Origin of the sequence: Nocardia alba NBRC 108234 (assembly GCF_001612665.1) — a bacterium.
GTDB lineage: Bacteria > Actinomycetota > Actinomycetes > Mycobacteriales > Mycobacteriaceae > Nocardia > Nocardia alba.
Genome location: NZ_BDAX01000014.1, coordinates 24,088 through 41,219, shown reverse-complemented (window position 1 = coordinate 41,219; position 17,132 = coordinate 24,088). Strand labels below are relative to the sequence as shown.

The 17,132-nt window shown below is 68.7% G+C and carries 19 protein-coding genes; 10 read left to right on the top strand and 9 right to left on the bottom strand.

Annotated features, from left to right (window positions below):
• Positions 1–66: 66 nt before the first annotated feature.
• From NA12_RS16120 to NA12_RS16110, 3 genes are all read right to left on the bottom strand, one after another.
• A complete protein-coding gene (locus NA12_RS16120; protein WP_067451669.1) occupies positions 67–1,446 on the bottom strand; it encodes a lytic transglycosylase domain-containing protein in 1,380 nt (459 codons plus the stop codon).
• A 110-nt stretch (positions 1,447–1,556) separates the two neighbouring features.
• The gene (locus NA12_RS16115; protein ID WP_067451113.1) at positions 1,557–2,147 is read right to left on the bottom strand and encodes a DUF1003 domain-containing protein; all 591 of its coding nucleotides are present in this window, start codon (positions 2,145–2,147) and stop codon (positions 1,557–1,559) included.
• Entirely contained in the window at positions 2,144–3,442 is a 1,299-nt protein-coding gene (locus tag NA12_RS16110) for a magnesium transporter MgtE N-terminal domain-containing protein (protein ID WP_084472833.1), read from the bottom strand. The genes NA12_RS16115 and NA12_RS16110 overlap by 4 nt, the downstream gene beginning before the upstream one ends.
• A 52-nt stretch (positions 3,443–3,494) precedes the next feature.
• Here NA12_RS16110 and NA12_RS16105 point away from each other — a divergent pair, with 52 nt between their 5' ends.
• The 3 genes from NA12_RS16105 (at position 3,495) to NA12_RS16095 (ending at position 5,571) form a co-directional block, all read left to right on the top strand.
• Positions 3,495–4,424: an HpcH/HpaI aldolase/citrate lyase family protein gene (locus NA12_RS16105; RefSeq protein ID WP_067451110.1), complete on the top strand. Its 930-nt coding sequence runs from the start codon at positions 3,495–3,497 to the stop codon at positions 4,422–4,424.
• A gap of 66 nt (positions 4,425–4,490) precedes the next feature.
• Positions 4,491–4,985, top strand: a complete 495-nt coding sequence (locus tag NA12_RS16100; protein ID WP_056813349.1) for a YflT domain-containing protein — start codon at positions 4,491–4,493, stop codon at positions 4,983–4,985.
• 4 nt (positions 4,986–4,989) lie between these two features.
• Positions 4,990–5,571 carry a suppressor of fused domain protein gene (locus tag NA12_RS16095; protein ID WP_084472811.1) on the top strand — a complete coding sequence of 194 codons (582 nt, stop codon included), beginning with the start codon at positions 4,990–4,992 and terminating at the stop codon, positions 5,569–5,571.
• Here the strand turns inward: NA12_RS16095 and NA12_RS16090 are convergent.
• A complete protein-coding gene (locus NA12_RS16090) occupies positions 5,568–6,629 on the bottom strand; it encodes a magnesium and cobalt transport protein CorA (protein ID WP_067451107.1) in 1,062 nt (353 codons plus the stop codon). The genes NA12_RS16095 and NA12_RS16090 overlap by 4 nt on opposite strands.
• 95 nt (positions 6,630–6,724) lie before the next feature.
• On the opposite strand from NA12_RS16090, the gene NA12_RS16085 reads away from it, so the two are divergent.
• The 5 genes from NA12_RS16085 (at position 6,725) to NA12_RS16065 (ending at position 11,376) form a co-directional block, all read left to right on the top strand.
• The gene (locus NA12_RS16085) at positions 6,725–7,579 is read left to right on the top strand and encodes a PHP domain-containing protein (protein WP_067451661.1); all 855 of its coding nucleotides are present in this window, start codon (positions 6,725–6,727) and stop codon (positions 7,577–7,579) included.
• Entirely contained in the window at positions 7,576–7,842 is a 267-nt protein-coding gene (locus NA12_RS16080; protein ID WP_067451104.1) for a hypothetical protein, read from the top strand. The genes NA12_RS16085 and NA12_RS16080 overlap by 4 nt, the downstream gene beginning before the upstream one ends.
• A gap of 51 nt (positions 7,843–7,893) precedes the next feature.
• Positions 7,894–9,450, top strand: a complete 1,557-nt coding sequence (locus NA12_RS16075; RefSeq protein ID WP_067451099.1) for an FAD-dependent oxidoreductase — start codon at positions 7,894–7,896, stop codon at positions 9,448–9,450.
• Between the two features lie 423 nt (positions 9,451–9,873).
• Positions 9,874–11,094 carry an NAD(P)-dependent malic enzyme gene (locus NA12_RS16070; protein WP_067451095.1) on the top strand — a complete coding sequence of 407 codons (1,221 nt, stop codon included), beginning with the start codon at positions 9,874–9,876 and terminating at the stop codon, positions 11,092–11,094.
• Between the two features lie 72 nt (positions 11,095–11,166).
• Positions 11,167–11,376 (top strand): ribbon-helix-helix protein, CopG family, encoded by a 210-nt coding sequence (locus tag NA12_RS16065; RefSeq protein WP_067451092.1) that lies wholly within the window; start codon positions 11,167–11,169, stop codon positions 11,374–11,376.
• On the opposite strand, the gene NA12_RS16060 is transcribed toward NA12_RS16065, so the two are convergent.
• From NA12_RS16060 to NA12_RS16045, 4 genes are read right to left on the bottom strand one after another with little or no spacing between them, the layout of a single operon-like run.
• On the bottom strand, positions 11,359–12,066 hold the full coding sequence (locus tag NA12_RS16060) for an ABC transporter permease (protein WP_165914775.1): 708 nt from the start codon (positions 12,064–12,066) through the stop codon (positions 11,359–11,361). The two genes, NA12_RS16065 and NA12_RS16060, sit on opposite strands and share 18 nt — an antisense overlap.
• A complete protein-coding gene (locus tag NA12_RS16055; RefSeq protein ID WP_067451087.1) occupies positions 12,063–12,716 on the bottom strand; it encodes an ABC transporter permease in 654 nt (217 codons plus the stop codon). Before NA12_RS16055 ends, NA12_RS16060 begins: the two co-directional genes overlap by 4 nt.
• Positions 12,713–13,861: an ABC transporter ATP-binding protein gene (locus tag NA12_RS16050; protein WP_067451085.1), complete on the bottom strand. Its 1,149-nt coding sequence runs from the start codon at positions 13,859–13,861 to the stop codon at positions 12,713–12,715. The genes NA12_RS16055 and NA12_RS16050 overlap by 4 nt, the downstream gene beginning before the upstream one ends.
• Before the next feature lie 25 nt (positions 13,862–13,886).
• A complete protein-coding gene (locus NA12_RS16045) occupies positions 13,887–14,819 on the bottom strand; it encodes an ABC transporter substrate-binding protein (RefSeq protein ID WP_067451082.1) in 933 nt (310 codons plus the stop codon).
• A gap of 199 nt (positions 14,820–15,018) precedes the next feature.
• Here NA12_RS16045 and NA12_RS16040 point away from each other — a divergent pair, with 199 nt between their 5' ends.
• Positions 15,019–15,630, top strand: coding sequence for a type 2 periplasmic-binding domain-containing protein (locus tag NA12_RS16040; protein WP_067451079.1), 612 nt, complete (start codon positions 15,019–15,021; stop codon positions 15,628–15,630).
• A 32-nt stretch (positions 15,631–15,662) separates the two neighbouring features.
• Here the strand turns inward: NA12_RS16040 and NA12_RS16035 are convergent, their stop codons facing one another.
• On the bottom strand, positions 15,663–16,247 hold the full coding sequence (locus NA12_RS16035) for a hypothetical protein (RefSeq protein WP_132369680.1): 585 nt from the start codon (positions 16,245–16,247) through the stop codon (positions 15,663–15,665).
• Positions 16,248–16,429: 182 nt separating this feature from the next.
• Here NA12_RS16035 and NA12_RS16030 point away from each other — a divergent pair, with 182 nt between their 5' ends.
• Positions 16,430–17,110, top strand: coding sequence for a PadR family transcriptional regulator (locus NA12_RS16030; protein ID WP_067451073.1), 681 nt, complete (start codon positions 16,430–16,432; stop codon positions 17,108–17,110).
• Positions 17,111–17,132: the final 22 nt, after the last annotated feature.

Below are 17,132 nucleotides of genomic sequence, written 5' to 3'. Positions count from 1 at the left end.
GAGAAGAGGTTACCGCACCCGAGACCTTTTTGTTACTCCTCCGTGATCTGAGTTTCGGTTTGATTTCTACGGGGCCGGTGCGGGGGCGGGCGGCAGCGGGATCACGATGCCGAACGGCAGCGTGATGCCGGGCTGCTGGGTGGGCGCCACCGGCGCGGGCTCGGCGGGTGCGGGCTCCTCGGCCGGGGCGACTCCCGGTTCCGGTGTCTTCTCCGGGGTGGTCGGCGCGGGGGCCGGTGCCGGTGTCTCAGCGGGGGCGGCAACTTGCGGGGTGCACGCGGCGGGCTCGACCACCGGCTGTTCCGGCGCGGCGGGATCCTTCGGCGCCGCGGCACCGTAGGTCTGCTCGGCGGGCTTGTCGGCGGGCTGCTGTTCGGGCGCCAGGGGGTTCGGCATCTGCGCGGGCACCGGCGCGCTCACGCACGTCTCGGGTGGCGCGACCGGCGCCGGGCAGAAGATCCCGCAGGGGATCGGTGGCAGACCGGGCAGCGTGATCATCACCTGTGTCGGCGTGGTGACCTTCGGTGTCGTCGGCGTGGGCGTGGTGGTGGTCGGCGTCGGCGTATTGGTCGAGGCGGCCAGCACATTGGGTGCCACCAGCGGAGCGCTGCCCGGCGGGATGAGCTCCGGCGAGATGGCGACCTGGCTCGGCGCGCCGCCGGTCCGGTAGGCCGCCGACCAGCTCAGCACGTTGGCCGCGTACGACATCGAGTTGTTGTAGCGCAGTACCGCCCGCAGTTCCTGGGCCGCCTCGCGCAGGTTCAGGCCACCCGAACAGAGGTACTTGCCCGCGGCCAGCGCGGCGTCGAAGACATTGTGTGGGTCGGCGGCGCCGTCGCCGTTGCCGTCGGCGGCGTAGTGCACCCAGGTGCTCGGCAGGAACTGCATGGGACCGAGGGCTCGGACGAAGCCGCCGTCGGCCTCCTTGATCACCTCGTTGCCGGGCAGGGTGCCGTCGAGCGCGGGTCCGAAGATCGGCGTTGTCGTCGTCCCGGCGGGGTCGGTGCGGCCGTTGCTGGCATGCCCGGATTCGATCCGGCCGATGCCCGCCAGCAGGTTCCAGGTGAGCCCGCAGCCCGGCTGCGCGGATTCCATGGCCAGCTCCGCATTGCGGTAGGCGGCGAGCACGATCTCCGGAATGCCGAGTGCGCCGCTACCGGTGGGTAGCGAAATACTTTGCAAGGGAACGGTTCCCGCGAAGGGTGCGGCGGTGTTGGCATTGAGCGCGCGCAACCGGCGCGGCGCCTCCTGCGCGACCGGCAGCAGGCCGACGATCTCGGACGGATCGGTGTCGAGGGTGTCCTGGGTGGTGCTCGCCGAGGCGGCCAACAGGGCCTCCGGCGCGGTCGGCGCGGTGCTCGGGTCGCTGGTGTGCACCCCGGACCCGGAGGCGACGAGACCCGCGACGACAAGTGCCGACATCGTGATCGGAGCAGAGATTCGCACGGCCACACCCTTTTCGTCGAAAAGCGGTGGGCCGCAGAGTCCCCCTCCGGCCCACCCGGAACACGTGATCCAGGTTACCTACCGGTCAGGAAGTTGTTGAGCATTTCCGGTCATCCATCTGTGGCGCCTGGCGAAATCGGGGCGGTAGTGGGCGTTTGACCGGAGGTTTTCTTGCGGACTGCTTTTCGCTTTTTGTCCGGCTTCGGCGCGCCGTCGGGCGTGGTGACCGCATCGATGCGGTCGAGTACGTCCTTGATCTCCTCCAGTTCGCGCCGCAGGTAGTCGCGGGTGGCGACCTCGCCCACCGCCAGCCGCAGCGAGGCGAGCTCGCGGGCCAGGAACTCGGTGTCGGCCTTGGTCTGCGCGGCCCGGGTTCGGTCCTCCTCCAGCGCGACCTTGTCCCTGTTGTCCTGGCGGTTCTGCGCCAGCAGGATCAGCGGCGCCGCGTAGGCGGCCTGGGTGGAGAAGGCCAGGTTGAGCAGGATGAACGGATACGGATCCCAGCGCAGCGCCACCGCGAACACATTCAGCAGGATCCACACGATGACGATCACCGTCTGGATCGCCAGATAGCGCCCGGTGCCGAGGAACCGGGCGACGCGCTCACTGCCCTGGGCGAAGGCGTCCGAATCCCAGTCGATGCGCAAGCGCGATCCGACCGGCGTCTCCAAGCGTTGCCGTGCCGGATTCTTCTCGCTCATGCGGTACTCCCACTCGCCTCGACCTGCTGCAGCGCGGGCGGCTCTTCCTCGCGCCAATCCTCCGGCAGCAGATGATCGAGGACATCGTCGACGGTCACCGCGCCGAGCAGATGGTTCTCCGCGTCGACCACCGGTCCGCACACCAGGTTGTAGGTGGCGAAGTAGCGGGTCACCGCCGAGAGCGGCAGGTCGGGTGACAGCGGCGCCAGATCACTGTCGACGATCCCGCCCACCAGATGCGCGGGCGGTTCGCGCAGCAACTGCTGAATGTGCACGCAGCCCAGGTATCGGCCGGTCGGCGTGGCCGTGGGCGGCCGCACGACGAAAGCCATCGACGCCAGCGCGGGGGTGAGGTCGGGATCGCGGACGCGGGCCAGCGCTTCGGCGACGGTCGTCGCGGGACCGAGGACGATCGGTTTGGTCGTCATCAGACCGCCCGCGGTGTCGGGGGAGTGCGCGAGCAGGCGGCGAACCGGTTCGGATTCCTCGGGATCCATCAGGGCCAGCAGCGATTCGGCTTCGTTCGCGGGCAGCTCGCCGAGCAGGTCGGCGGCGTCGTCGGGGTCCATCGCCTCGAGGACGTCGGCGGCGCGGCGTACCTCCAGGTGGCCGAGCAGGTCGACCTGGTCGTCGTCGGGCAGCTCCTGGACCACGTCGGCGAGGCGTTCGTCGTCGAGGGCGAGCGCCACCTCGAGGCGACGTTTGTCCGGCAGCTCACGCAGCCGGTGCGCGACGTCGGCCGCACGCAGTCCCTCGAACTGGGAGAGCAGGGTGGTCACGTCCTGGCCCGGCCGGTCCACCTCGGCGGGGGTGAGCCCGTCGACCTGCGACCACTCCACGACGTGCACCGAGCGCCTGCGCCCGATCCGCCGGTGCCCGCGCACCGCGACCCGGCTGACGATCCAATCCCTGGTCCTGGTCTGCTCGATTCCCAGATCGGCGACGAGCACGTCGATATCGGCCAGGTCGGGCAGATCGGGGTCGTTCACCCGGACCGGCGAATCGAGGACCTGCGCCATCGCCAAGCGCTCGCCGGGGCGCTGGGCGAACCGGCGCAGGCTCACCGTCCCGGTATTGAGGGTGACCATGCCGGGTTCGATCGCGGTGACCCGCAGCATCGGCACGAAAATTCTTCGCCGGGTGAGCAATTCGACGACGAGTCCGTGCACGCGTGGTGGCTGGCGTCCGTGCCGCACGGCGACGACCACATCGCGGACCCGGCCGATAGACTCCCCGTCCGGACCCAGCACCGTCAGACCGGCGAGCCGGGCGACATACACCCTGGTGGTTGCCATGACCATCAGGCTATCGGTCGGGAACGACCGCACCACTCAGGAGGCACTCCTCATGAAGCCACGCCGTTCGGTGCTCGCCGTGCCGGGGAGTAACCCGAAGATGATCGCCAAGGCGAAGACGCTGCCGGTCGACGAGGTGTTCCTCGACCTGGAGGACGCGGTCGCTCCCGGCGCCAAGGCGGCCGCGCGGGCGAATATCGTCGCCGCGCTGAACGAACCCGGCTGGGGTTCGCAGTTGCGGGTCGTGCGGGTGAACGACTGGTCGACCGAATGGACGTTCGCCGATGTGATCAGCGTGGTCGAGGGCGCGGGCAGCTGGCTCGACGCGATCCTGCTGCCCAAGGTCACCGACGCCGGTCAGGTGCGGGCGCTGGATCTGTTGCTCACCCAGGTGGAGAAGGTGAGCGGGCTCGAGGTCGGGCGGATCGGTATCGAACCGCAGCTCGAGAACGCGCTCGGCCTGCGCAATATCGACGAGATCGCCACCGCGAGCCCGCGCGTGCAGACGCTGGTGTTCGGACCCGCCGATTTCATGGCCAGTATCAATATGCGCACCCTGGTGGTGGGCGAGCAGCCGGAAGGCTACGACGTCGGCGACGCCTATCACCACATCCTGATGACGATCCTGCTCGCCGCCCGCGCGCACGGTCTGCAGGCGATCGACGGTCCCTACCTGCAGGTTCGCGATGTCGACGGCTTCCGTCGGGCCGCCGCTCGTACGGCCGCACTGGGTTTCGACGGCAAGTGGGTGCTGCACCCCGATCAGGTGGACGCGTGCAACGAGATCTTCAGCCCGCGCCAGGCCGACTACGACCGCGCCGAGCTGATTCTGGAGACGTACGCCTTCCACACCTCCGAGGCCGGTGGCGCGCGCGGCGCTGTCATGTTGGGGGATGAGATGATCGACGAAGCGAGCGCCAAGATGGCGCAGGTCGTCGCCGACAAAGGGCGGGCCGCGGGTATGACGAGAACCGACGCGTGACGCCGCGCGACCACTCCGGCGCGTTTCACTGCGGCGCAGTCGGTCGACGAATAGCAGAATAGGACTATGACGAATCCCTTGGGCAACTCGAATCGCGGACGGCAGGCGTTGCCGACGCCGCCGTCGGGCTGGCCGGTCGGCTCGTACCCGACCTACGCCGAGGCGCAGCGCGCGGTCGACTACCTGGCCGACGGCCAGTTCCCGGTGCAGGACGTGACCATCGTCGGTGTCGATCTGATGCAGGTGGAGCGGGTGCTCTACCGGCTCACCTGGGGCAAGGTCATCGGCGGCGGCGTGGTGTCTGGCGCCTGGCTCGGCCTGTTCCTCGGTCTGCTGCTGAGCCTGTTCACCACCACCGGCGGTGCGCTCGGACCGCTCGTCGTCGGTCTGTTGGGCGGCATCGTCTTCGGCGTCATCACCACGTCGATCCCGTACGCGGCCACCAAGGGCCAGCGCGATTTCGCCTCGACGATGCAGCTGGTCGCGGGGCGCTACGACGTGCTGTGTGACCCGAAGTCCGCCGAACAGGCCCGCGACATGCTGGCCCGACTGGCCCTGTAGCGCGATGGATGTGGAGAACACGGTCCGCGCCGCGGTGCTCGACCATTTCGATGTCGAACGCGCGCAGGTCGATTCGGCCTCGCTGACCTTCCTCGGGCTGGAACCTGTCGAGATCCTGCGCATCCCGGGCGACGGCGCCGTCCACTACGCGACGCTGGGTGGTTCCCGTCATCCGATGGGTGATCCGAGTGATCTGCTGGCCGACCCGGTGCGCGGTCCGCGCGCGGAACTGGTGCTGACATTGTTGATGAGCGCCGACCCGCAGGTTGGTGTGGCCAAGTCGCTGGGCGTGCTGGTGGCCTCGCCCGCGGTGGAAGGTGTTGTGCTGCAAACCGACGCGTTACTCGATCTCGGAGAACCGTTGTGGCGCAACGCTAAGTTCACCGCGGTTCTGTTGAGTGAGAGCGATATTCCCGCGATCGCGCTGCCGGATCCGGCCGACCCGGTGCGCTACCTGAGCGTCACCCCGGTGACCGCGACGGAGGCCGCCTGGGTGCGCGTGCGCGGCGCGCAGGCGCTGCGCGATGCCTGGACCGAAGCCGGTATCGATGTGCGAGATCCCGAGCGCGGCGCGGTGAATCTCTAGAGCCAGCCGTTGCGGCGGAAACTGCGGAACAGCACCGCGCACAGCACCGCCATCACGACCAGCACGACGGGATAACCCCACTCCTGGTGCAGTTCCCACATGTGGTCGAAATTCATGCCGTAGATGCCCGCGATCATCGTCGGCACCGCCGCCATCGCGGCGTAGGCCGAGATCTTGCGCATGTCGGTGTTCTGCTGAACGCTGATCTTGGCCAGCGCGGCATTGACCAGCCCGCTCAGGGCTTCGTCGAAATAGCTGACGTGGTCGGAGACGCTGACCTGGTGGTCGGCCACGTCGCGCAGATAGCGACGGATCTCGGTCGGCACCGGCAGGTCGGTGTTGTTCACCAGCCGTTCCAGCGGAACCGCCAACGGCGCCACCGCCCTTCGCAGTTCCACCACTTCGCGTTTGAGCTGGTAGATCGACCCGATGCCGATCTTCGAGGTGGGCGTGAACACCGCCTCTTCCATCTCGTCGATGTCGACGCCCACGGATTCGGTGACCTCGACATAGGTGTCGACGATGTGGTCGGCGACGGCGTGCAACACCGCGGTCGGCCCGTATCTCAGCTGATCGGGACGCTTTTCGAGCTCGTGGCGCACATTGGACAGGTGGGTGTGTTCGCCGTGGCGCACCGTGATGGCGAAGCGCGGCCCGGTGAAGACCATGATGTCGCCGGTCTCCACGATCTCGCTGGTCGAGTCGATGTCGTGTTCGACGTAGGAGACCGTACTCAACACCAGGAACAGGGTGTCGCCGTACCGCTCGAGCTTGGGGCGTTGGCGACCCTGTACCGCATCCTCCACCGCCAGCGGGTGCAGGTCGAAGATCGAGGCGACGTCCATCATCTGCCGCTCGTCTGGGTCGTGCAGGCCGATCCAGACGAAGCCGGCGTCGGTCTGCTCCGCCGCGCTCAGCGCCTGCTGTGGGGTGAAGTGTCCCGGCTGCCGCTCGCCGTCGGCGTAGACGCCGCAGTCGACGATCGCTCGGGCCGTCGGCACGGGGACCCGCGGTCGCGGTGATTTCGCCGCGCGATTCGACCCGTGAAACGACGGCATCGGCGGAAAGGAGGGCACCGAGTGGATCCTACGTGCACCGTCCTCGCGCACCCGGGAACGCGCGGTACCCGACACCGCACTGTATGACTGAGAGTGTGCGCATAGATCTGCATACCCATTCCACCGCCTCCGACGGCACCGACAGCCCCGCCGAACTGGTGCGGCACGCGGCGGCGGCCGGTCTCGACGTCGTCGCGATCACCGATCACGACACCACCCGTGGCTGGGCCGAGGCCGAGGCGGCCCGCCCCGCCGGGCTGACCCTGGTGCGTGGCATGGAGATGTCGTGCACGGGCATGGGGGAGGACGGCCATCCGGTGCCGGTGCACCTGCTGGCGTATCTGTTCGACCCCACCGATCGCGGTTTCGCCGAGGAACGCGAGCGGTTGCGTGGCGAGCGGGTGGCCCGGGTGCGGGCGATGGCCGAGAAGATGGCGGCCGACGGTCTGCCGATCGATCCCGTCGCGGTGATGGCGACCGCGGGGCCCGCGGTGGGCAGGCCGCATCTGGCGCAGGCGCTGGTGGCGGCCGGGGTGGTGGAGAGCGTGGACGCCGCGTTCCGCGAGTTACTCGCGCCGCACGGGCCGTACTACGCGGAGAAGGCCGACACCCCGCTCACCACGGCCGTCCGGCTGATCGCGGCCGCGGGCGGGGTCAGCGTGATCGCCCATGCCCGCGCGCGCAAGCGGGGCAGGTTGCTCGCGCTCGACGACATCAGGGAGTTGGCCGGGCTCGGTCTGGGTGGGCTCGAGATCGACCACCCGGATCACAACGCGGCCGATCGCCTTGTACTGACCGAACTCTCGCGTGAATTGGATCTGGTGCGCACCGGCTCGTCGGATTACCACGGCAGTAACAAGACCATCGAGATCGGCGCGTGTGGCACCGCTGTCGATCAGTACGAAGCCCTCATCGACAAGGCGAGTGGGACGCCGGTGATCGCCCCGTGACACTGGTGCGCACGGTCAGCGGCGTTGTCGCGGGTGGGGTTCTCGTGCTCCTGTGCGTGGTCGTCGGCGCGGCGGTGATCGGCGCGCGCCGCGACTTTCCCGGGCCGGGCGCGCAATCGTTGGCGTGGCATGTCGTGGCCGCCGTCGTGGTGGTGCTCGCCCAGGTCTTCGCCGACCGGCGTCGTGGCATGTCGGCCCTGTTGGGGTCGGGAGCGGTCTTGGTCACGGCTGGTGTATTGGTTTGGACACAATGGTGGGGTTGACGGCCACGTAATGGTTGCGGACGGGTGAACTGTGCCCGAATACTTAACCGTGTGACCAGCATCGAAACCGATGTCTTGATACTCGGCGGTGGACCCGCCGGACTCTGGGCCGCCCTCTCCGCCGCGGCGATGGGTGCGCGGGTAACGCTGGTCGACAAGAGTCGCTGCGGCTCCAGCGGTCCCACGATGTACGGCACGACCGTGCTCTGGGATATTCCGCCCGGTCCGGGCCGTGCCGAGGCGGTCGAGAAGGAGTTCGTCGCCGGTGGCAAGCTCGGTGATCGCGAGTGGCTGCTGCGCGTGGTCGACGAGACCCACCAGCGATTGCTGACCTGGTCGGGGACCCGCCATCGCGTACCCGATCCGCACGGCGACCCGGCGCAGGTCCACTTCGACGGCGCGAGCTACCTGCGCAGGCTTCGTCGTGGCGCGCTCGAGGTCGGCGTGCGCATTCTCGATCATCATTCGGCGCTGCAATTACTCGTGGATCCGGCGGGCACTGTGGTCGGGGCGGCGGGGGTACAGCGCCACAACAAGTTCCGGCCGTGGACCATTCGCGCGGGTGCGGTGGTGGTGGCCACCGGCGGCTGCGCCTTCCTGTCCGGTGGCGCGGGCACCGAGGTGAGCACCGGCGAGGGTCTGCTGATGGCGGCCGAAGCGGGCGCCGAACTGTGCGGGATGGAATTCTCCAGCGCCTACGGTCTGGCGCCGGTGCTGTCGCGCGTCCATCCGCATCCGGCGGTCGCGCCGGGTCTGTCGGTGCATTTCGCGGCGCTCTACGACGAAACGGGCGCCGAACTGCCCGACCGGCACCCGGCCGCGCTCACCGCGATCGCGGACGGTCGGCGGGTCTTCGCGGCTCTGAGCGAAGTGCCCGACACCGTCCGGCACTGGTTGAGCAGACACGGCGCGGTCGACGCCGCCGGGCGGGTGCCGGTGCGGGCGGTACTGGAGGGCACCATCCGTGGCGCGGGCGGGCTCGCTCTCGCCGGCGCGGATTGCGCGACGACGGTCCGCGGCCTGTTCGGCGCGGGCGACGCGACCGGCAGGCAGATCGTCACCGGTGCGGCGGGCGCCTGCGGCGGCCTCAACGGCGCATGGGCGCTGGCCTCCGGTAGCTGGGCGGGGCAGGGCGCCGCCGCGTTCGCGGTCGCCAACGAGCGGTCGAGCAGTGCGCGTCCGGTACCCGGAGTCGGTCTCGGGCCCCACTCCCACATCGATCCGCGTTCGGTGATCGGTCTGGTGCAGGAGCACACGCTGCCGCTGCGCCGCAGCTACCGGCGCAGCGCGGGCAGTCTCGGCGACAGCATCGCGGAGCTGGACGCGATGTGGCCCGGTGCCCAGTTCGATCTCGGCGGTCTCGGGGTGGGACAGCTGCGGGCCCGCCAGGCGGCCGCCCTCCTCGCCGTCGCCCGGTGGGCGGGTTACAGCGCGCTGCTGCGCGCCGAGAGCCGTGGCATCCACCGTCGCATCGACCACCCCGCCGCGCACTCGGATTGGCTGGTCCGGCTGCGCTGTGGTGGGCTCGACGAGGTGTGGGTGCGCCGGGAGCAATGGTCGCCCCCGCTCGACGGCGAGCTCACCGCGGCCACCCCCGCCGCGGTGTGAAAGTTCACCGGATGTTCCCGATGTGCTGCGAGTTTTCGCTTACGCCACGGCAATTCGGCCCGACTACGCTCGACCCGTGACGCGGTTTGGCAATCGACGCATCGTGCTGGCAGAATGTTGCGGATTCCCTTCCCTTGCCACCGCCGGGTTCGGGGACATCGGCGACCATGCGCCGTGCGACGCACCGTCGCAGCGTTGGTCGACCCGTTCTGCTCGCCCGGACACACCCGTCCGGCTCCGCTCGGCGGATCAGTGCCGCGCCACGTGTACCGGTTGCTACCGCGAAACGCGTGCGGTCGCGCACCCGATGAGCGTCGTAGCGACCCGGCGTCGTAGCAATCCGGCGCACCAGAAATCCGTAGTTCCGATGTACCCGGCGGTAACCGTCCCCCGGTTGAGCCCGATTCGAGCAGGAGTGAAATCGTGTCACCTGTGACTGACGCACCGAATGCCACCGCGGCACCCAAGGCCGATGACGCAGCGAGCCTCGCCGCGATCACCCAGGAGGAGATCTTCGCGGGTCACCTCGGTGGAAAGCTGTCTGTCGAGCTCAGCGCCCCCCTCGAGACCCAGCGCGATCTGTCCATCGCCTACACCCCGGGTGTCGCCCAGGTCAGCCGGGCGATCGCCGAGGACGCCGCGCTCACCAAGACCTACACCTGGACCGACCGGCTCGTGGTCGTGGTCAGCGACGGCACCGCCGTGCTCGGCCTCGGCGACATCGGCCCGCGCGCCTCGCTGCCCGTGATGGAGGGCAAGGCCGCGCTGTTCAAGAAGTTCGCGGGGCTGAACTCGATCCCGCTGGTGCTCGACACCACCGATCCCGACGAGATCGTCCAGACGCTGATCCACCTGCGTCCGAGCTTCGGCGCGGTGAACCTGGAGGACATCTCCGCCCCGCGCTGCTTCGAGATCGAGCGCCGCGTCATCGAGGCGCTGGACTGCCCGGTCATGCACGACGACCAGCACGGCACCGCCATCGTGGTGCTGGCCGCCCTCAAGGGCGCGGCCGCGGTCCAGGGCCGTGACATGTCCGGGCTGAAGGTCGTCGTCTCCGGCGCCGGTGCTGCCGGTGTGGCGTGTGCCGACATCCTGATCGCCGCGGGCGTCCCCGATGTGGTCGTGCTCGACTCGAAGGGCATCGTCAGCGCCGGTCGCGACGGTCTCAACGGCGTGAAGGCCGACCTGGCCGCCCGCTCCAACCCGCGCGGTCTCACCGGCGGCGCGGCCGAGGCGCTCGCCGGGGCCGATGTGTTCCTCGGCCTGTCCGCGGGCACCATTCCCGAGGAGCTCATCGCCTCGATGGCGCCGGAGGCGATCGTGTTCGCCATGTCCAACCCGGACCCGGAGATCCACCCCGACGTGGCCGCCAAGTACGTGGCGATCGTGGCGACGGGCCGCAGCGACTTCCCGAACCAGATCAACAATGTGCTCGCCTTCCCCGGCGTGTTCAAGGGCGCGCTCGACGCGGGTGCCCGCCGGATCACCGAGGGCATGAAGGTCGCCGCCGCGAACGCCATCTTCGGCGTCGTCGCCGACGAGCTCGCCGTCGACAAGATCATCCCGAGCCCGCTCGATCCGCGCGTTGCTCCGGCTGTGGCCGAGGCCGTCGCGCAGGCCGCGCGTGCCGAGGGCGTCGCCTGATCTCTCTCGCTGACAGCGCCCCCGTTCCCACCGGAACGGGGGCGCTGTCGCGTTGTCTGGGATCATCGAACGATGACCACCATCGCCGTTCACCTTCCCGAAGACGTCGCCGAGCAACTCGCGGCCGCCGCGGCGGCTACGGGAGTTTCGGTGAATGTGGCGATGGTGCAGGCGGCGCAGGAGTGGATCCACGCCAACGCCCAGCGCGCCAGGGAACGTGCCAGGATGTTGGACGTTCTGGCCGAGGACCCGCAGCTGCGAGCACTACTCGGTGACGACTGAGGATCGTGTGGGGTCCGCCGGTGCGCGGGTGAGCCGGCCGGTGCCGGGCACGCTCGCCCACACCGCGATCGCCAGCAGCCCGTCGAGCACCAGCGCGAGCGCGGCGACCAACAGCGCACCGACCAGCACCAGGTCGTAGCGGTAGAGCCCGATCCCGTCGAAGATGTAGCGGCCGAGCCCGCCGAGGTTGACGTAGGCCGCGATGGTCGCGGTGGCGACGACCTGCAACGTGGCATTGCGCAACCCGCCGAGCAGCACCGGCAGCGCATTGGGCACCTCGACCCGCGACAGGATCTGACGCTCGGTCATTCCCATCGCCCGCGAGGCGTCGACGACATCGGCGGGCACGTTCGCGATCCCCGCGTACGCCCCCGCCAGCAGCGGTGGAATGCCGACGGTGATCAGCGCCAGCAGCGGCGGGATCAGGCCGAGACCGAGGCCGAGCACCAGAAACGTGAGCAGACCCAGCGTCGGCAGCGCCCGCATGGCATTGGCGAAACCGACCATCACCGCGCTGCCGCGGCGCGTGTGCCCGATGATCGACCCGAGCGGCACCGCGATCACCGCCGAGCACGCCACCGCCAGGAAGCTGTACCAAAGATGTTGCAGCAGTCGATGTTCGATGCCGGTGGGGCCGCCCCAGTTGGCGCTGTCGCTCAGGTAGTTCCAGGCTTCGAGGAACAGGTTCACGAGCGCGTCCCGCTCGCGTGCGCCCTGGTCCACGGGGTCGCCAGCGCCCCGAGCAGGAACACCAGGCGATCGAAGATCAGCGCCAGCACCAGGGTGACGATGATGCCCGCGACGATCTGATCGGGGTAGTCACGCTGATAGCCCTGCGTGAACAGTTTCCCGAGCCCGCCGACGCCGATCAGCGCGCCCACCGACACCATCGCGATATTGGTCACCACCACCACGCGCAAAGAGGCGGTGAAGACCGGTAGCGCCAGCGGCATGTCGACGGTGACGGTGCGCCGCAACCCGCCGAACCCGATCGCGTCGGCGGCGCTGATCACCTCGGCGGGCACCGTATCCAGCGCCATCGGCACCGCGATCACCAGCAGCGCGGTCGAGTACACGGTGAGCGCGATGATCACGTTGAGCGGGTCGATCATCGAGATGCCGAGCAGCGGCGGAATGATCACGAACAGGGCGAGCGACGGAATGGTGTACGCCACGCTCGACAGCGTGATGGCCAACCGTCGGGCCCAGCGGGTTCCTCGCACCAGCGCGCCGATCGGGACCGCGAGCAGAAGGCCGAGAAGCAGCGGGACCATCGCGAGCACCAGATGGGTGCGGGTCATCGCCATGACCTCGGCGAAATTGTCGATCAGATATCTCACGCGGTGCCCTGGGTGAAGAACTCCTGATTGCGTTCGGAGTCCTCGGCTTCGCGTTGCGCGGCGAGTTGGGTCAGCACATCGGTGGCGAGCAGCCCGCCGCGCACCGCCCCCGCCGCGTCGACGGCGACACCGATTCCCGACGGCGAGGAGATCGCGGCGTCCAGTGCCTGGCGGAGATCGCTGTCAGGGGTGAACAGCGAGCCGCCCGCGGAAACGCTGGATGCCACGGGTTTTCCGGCGCGCACGCGCTCCACGCCGGTGACGTCGATCCAGCCGCCGGGCTTGCCGAGTTCGTCGACGACCAGTGCCCACTCACCCTGGTCGAGCCGCAATGCGGCGATGCCGTCCGCGTCGATCGTGCGAATCGGGGCCAGTGTGACAGCGTCCGCGCTGCGGAACGACAGTCCTCGGTAGCCGCGATCCCTTCCCACGAATCCGGCTACGAAATCTGTTGCGGGCTGGGCCAATACGCGCTCCGGCGGGTCGAACTGCTGCAGCATGCCACCGCGCCCGAACACCGCGATCTTGTCGCCGAGGGTGATCGCCTCGTCGATATCGTGGGTGACGAACACGATCGTCTTGTGTAACGCGGACTGCAACCGCCGCATCTCCGATTGCAATTCCGCCCGCACCACCGGGTCCACCGCGCTGAACGGCTCGTCCATCAACAGCACCGGCGGGTCGGCGGCCAGTGCGCGCGCCACCCCGACCCGCTGCTGCTGCCCGCCCGACAGTTGCGCCGGATACCGTTGCGCCAGCTCGCGATCCAAACCGACCCGGTCCATCACCTCCAGTGCCGCCGCGCGGGCGGCCCTGCGTGATTGCCCGAGCAGCATCGGCACGGTCGCCACATTGTCGACCACCCTGCGGTGGGGCAGCAGTCCGCCGCTCTGGATCACGTAGCCGACACCGAGGCGCAGTGTCACCGGATCGACCGTGGCGATATCGCGACCGTCCACGGTGATGGTGCCCGCGGTGGGGTCGACCATTCGGTTGATCATGCGCATCGAGGTGGTCTTGCCGCAGCCGGAGGGCCCCACGAACACGGTGAACGATCCCGAGTCGATGCGCAGGTTCAGCTCGCGCACCGCGTGCGTGCCGTTCGGATAGGTCTTGTCGATACCGCGGAATTCGATGTCGGACATGGAGATTCTCCTCGAGGCGCGGCGCCTAGCCGATAGGGGAGTTCAGCCCCTGCGCGGTGATCCAGGCGAGCGCGGCGGCCTTCGGTTCGATCTTGGCATCGCCCGAGACGGCCGTGTTCAGCGAGATCAGTTCGGTGGTGGTGAGTTTGGCCGATACCGCGTCGAGCACGGCCACGGCCTTGTCGGACTTCTTCGCGGCATTGAACAGCGGGACCACGTTCTGGGCCGCGAAATTGTGCTTCGGATCGGCGAGGACGACCAGATTGTTCTGCGCGATCGCCGGTGAGGTGGTGAAGATGTCGGCCGCGGTGACCTGGCCCTCGACCAGCGCGCGCACCGTCGCGGGGCCGCCGCCGTCGGCGATCGGCACGAAATTGGCGTCGGTGATGTCGAGGCCGTAGTTCTTCTTCAAGCCGGGGAGTCCGCCGGGGCGCTGCGCGAATTCGGCCATCGCGGCGAACTTCACCTCGGCCGAGTGCGGCGCGAGGTCGGCGATGGACTTCAAGTTCCATTTGTCGGCCGTGGCGCGGGTGACGACCACCGCGTCCGAATCCTCGCCGGGGGCGGGCGTCGCGATGGCGAGGTCATCGCCGAGCGCCTTGGTGAGCGCGGCGTTCACCTCCGGCGCGGCGGTGGCCGTGGCGTCCTTGTCGAGATATTGCAGCAGGTTGCCGGTGTATTCGGGGATGAGCGAGATCGCGCACTGGCGCAGGGCGGGGATGTAGGCCTCGCGTGAGCCGATGTCGAACTTGGTGTCGACGTTGAAACCGTTGATCCGCAGCACTTCGGTGTAGATATTGGCGACGGTCTCGGACTCGGGGAAGTTGGCCGACCCGACGATCAGCGCGTCGCTCGTGCAATCGCCCTTGGCGGCGAGCGGATCGCTGTTGCCGCAGGCGGAGGCGATCATGGCGGCGGCCAGCGCCACCGCGGCGACCAGGACCCTGCCCGCCCGCATCGCGAGGCGGCGTGCCGGTCGACGGTGTCCTGGTGAGGAGGAGGCGGAGTCGGTTTTCACTGATGTCCTTCCGGCAAAGGCGGGCAGTGCGCTGTGCGTGCGACCCGGGGGCCACAGGTACATTCTGGTAGTTCATACTGCCCGCCGTCGGGCCGAATTGCGCGGGTTGACGGCAAATACGGAAAGTTGGTGTCGCCGGATGTACTCGGTCGTCGTGCGTCGAACCGCCGCCGCGATCCTGGCCGCTACCTGCGCTCTCGGCACCATTTCCTGCAGCGGGGACGACACCGGTCCGGTCGTCGTAGTCGGCGGGGATTCGACCACGGAATCAGTTCTGCTCGCCGAGATCTATTCCCAGGCACTGGAACGCGCGGGCACCGACTCCACCGTTGTCACCGGATCGTCCACCCCCCTGGCCGATCTCGATGCCGGTCGCATCGCGGTCCTGCCCGCCCGCAACGGCGCCCTCGTCGACCGCTGGAACCCGTCCTCCCCGGCGCGCACCCCCGACGAAGTGGTCGCGGCCCTCAATTCGTCTCTCCCACAGGGAATCTCGGTATCGGATGCGGCAGATGGCACGGACCCGCGCGTCGCCGACACCCACGGCGCGACAACCGAGAAGAGCGCCCGCACCCAGCGCGTTGTCGCGCTGTACCGCAGCGGAATCTTCGATCGCCAACAGCTGAAGAAACTCAACTACGTGGCGGGCGAACTGACCACCGACGACCTGACCGACCTCGTCGGCCAGGTCGACACCGGCACCGATCCGGCAGTGGCGGCCCGCGCCTGGCTCGACGCCCACGCCCTCTGAGGCGCGATCACCGGCAGCGGCGCCGGGGCCGTTCACTGCTCGCAGTAGCGCTCCTTCGCGATGAAGACCGCCAGCGCGGCGGTCGCGGCGCAGTAGCAACCGCTGCGGAACTTCTGGTGGATATCGTCGAGCTCGGCGTAGATCGCCAGACTCTTGCCGAGTGGGTGCTGTGTCGTGATCTGCCCGTTGACCTGATCGATCAGAAAATCCCAGCTCACTCGGTCGAGGTTGCCGAGCAGGTCCACCGCGGTACCGCACAGTAGTCGGCCTGCCTGTTCGTAAGCGCTCGGCAGCTGTCGCCGCACCGGCACGACTTCGGCGGCCAGCGGCCTCCTCGGCTGGAAGGCAGTCCATTCCGCTTTGAATTTCGCCAGGTCGGAACTCTCCATGACCGGCGTCAGCGTCTTTGCCTGTGCTCGGAAAAGGCTTTCGATCCGCGTCGTGAACTTGCTGAGGCCGAGCCGCTTGGCCACGGGGCCCGCGACCTCCTTGGCGGCTATCGCGATGGCATTGTTCGGCAGCGGGCCGGCGGCTGCCGGGCTCGCGCCCGACGAGAGTGCGAGTCCGGTGCACACAGCGATCGCCAGCGCGGCGATCGCTGGTCGAGGTGTCCACATGAGGTGCTCCTAGGTGGGGGATCTGGCGGGGTAGATCACCACTGTGGAGCCGGCCCGTGCGCCGTGTCGTGGGTAGCGCGCTACTCGACATCGTCGTCGCTGTCTTGTCAAGCACTGTTCCGCTCCGTATATTCCTAGTGGAATATTTGGACTGGAACAGTGAAGTATGCGGAGGTGGCGGGGTGGGGCAGACCGCGCGGGCGATATTGACGCCGCTGGCTATCGCGGTGCTCGGTTTGCTCGACGAGCGGCCGATGCATCCGTACGAGATGTATCAACTGCTGATCGCCCGGCGGGAGGATCTGCTGGTCAAGGTGCGTCCCGGGTCGCTCTATCACGTGGTCGGCCGGCTGGCCGACGACGAGATGGTGGCGGCGGAGGGGATCGGCCGGGCCGGTAATCGGCCCGAGCGGACCACCTATCGGATCACCGAGTCCGGGCGTACCGCGCTGCGGGAACGGATCGCCGATCTGCTGCGGACGCCGGTGCAGGAGTATCCGATCTTCCGGGTGGCGCTGGCCGAGGCACACACGCTCCCGCAGGAGCAGGTTGTCGCACTGCTCGATGCGCGCGTGGAGTCCCTGACTCGGACGCGAGCCGACATGGACGTGCTGCTCGACTGGGCGCGCAGCCGCGACATCCCGCGACGGTATTTCGTTGTCCTGGAATACATTCTCGCCACCATCCAGGCCGACATCACGTGGATCGAAGACTTCGCCGCCCAAATCGGCAGCGGCGCCGTGCCGTGGGAGCAGTACGACCCGGACACCGGCGAACGGATCACCGACGATCACGCTCACGAATGGCCGAGTGGGGATTCCCCCGAAGCCGCGCCCCGGCCCCATCGGGCCGCCCGAAGCTGACTCCTTCTCCCTCGATTGGAAC

Excerpts from the sequence above, each read along its gene's own strand:
- NA12_RS16105 (WP_067451110.1), top strand. The coding sequence starts at position 3,495 with ATGAAGCCACGCCGTTCGGTGCTCGCCGTGCCGGGGAGTAACCCGAAG.
- NA12_RS16090 (WP_067451107.1), bottom strand. The coding sequence starts at position 6,629 with ATGCCGTCGTTTCACGGGTCGAATCGCGCGGCGAAATCACCGCGACCG.
- NA12_RS16050 (WP_067451085.1), bottom strand. The coding sequence starts at position 13,861 with ATGTCCGACATCGAATTCCGCGGTATCGACAAGACCTATCCGAACGGC.
- NA12_RS16035 (WP_132369680.1), bottom strand. The coding sequence starts at position 16,247 with ATGTGGACACCTCGACCAGCGATCGCCGCGCTGGCGATCGCTGTGTGC.
- NA12_RS16065 (WP_067451092.1), top strand. The coding sequence starts at position 11,167 with ATGACCACCATCGCCGTTCACCTTCCCGAAGACGTCGCCGAGCAACTC.
- NA12_RS16115 (WP_067451113.1), bottom strand. The coding sequence starts at position 2,147 with ATGAGCGAGAAGAATCCGGCACGGCAACGCTTGGAGACGCCGGTCGGA.
- NA12_RS16100 (WP_056813349.1), top strand. The coding sequence starts at position 4,491 with ATGACGAATCCCTTGGGCAACTCGAATCGCGGACGGCAGGCGTTGCCG.
- NA12_RS16110 (WP_084472833.1), bottom strand. The coding sequence starts at position 3,442 with ATGGCAACCACCAGGGTGTATGTCGCCCGGCTCGCCGGTCTGACGGTG.
- NA12_RS16095 (WP_084472811.1), top strand. The coding sequence starts at position 4,990 with ATGGATGTGGAGAACACGGTCCGCGCCGCGGTGCTCGACCATTTCGAT.
- NA12_RS16045 (WP_067451082.1), bottom strand. The coding sequence starts at position 14,819 with ATGCGGGCGGGCAGGGTCCTGGTCGCCGCGGTGGCGCTGGCCGCCGCC.
- NA12_RS16040 (WP_067451079.1), top strand. The coding sequence starts at position 15,019 with ATGTACTCGGTCGTCGTGCGTCGAACCGCCGCCGCGATCCTGGCCGCT.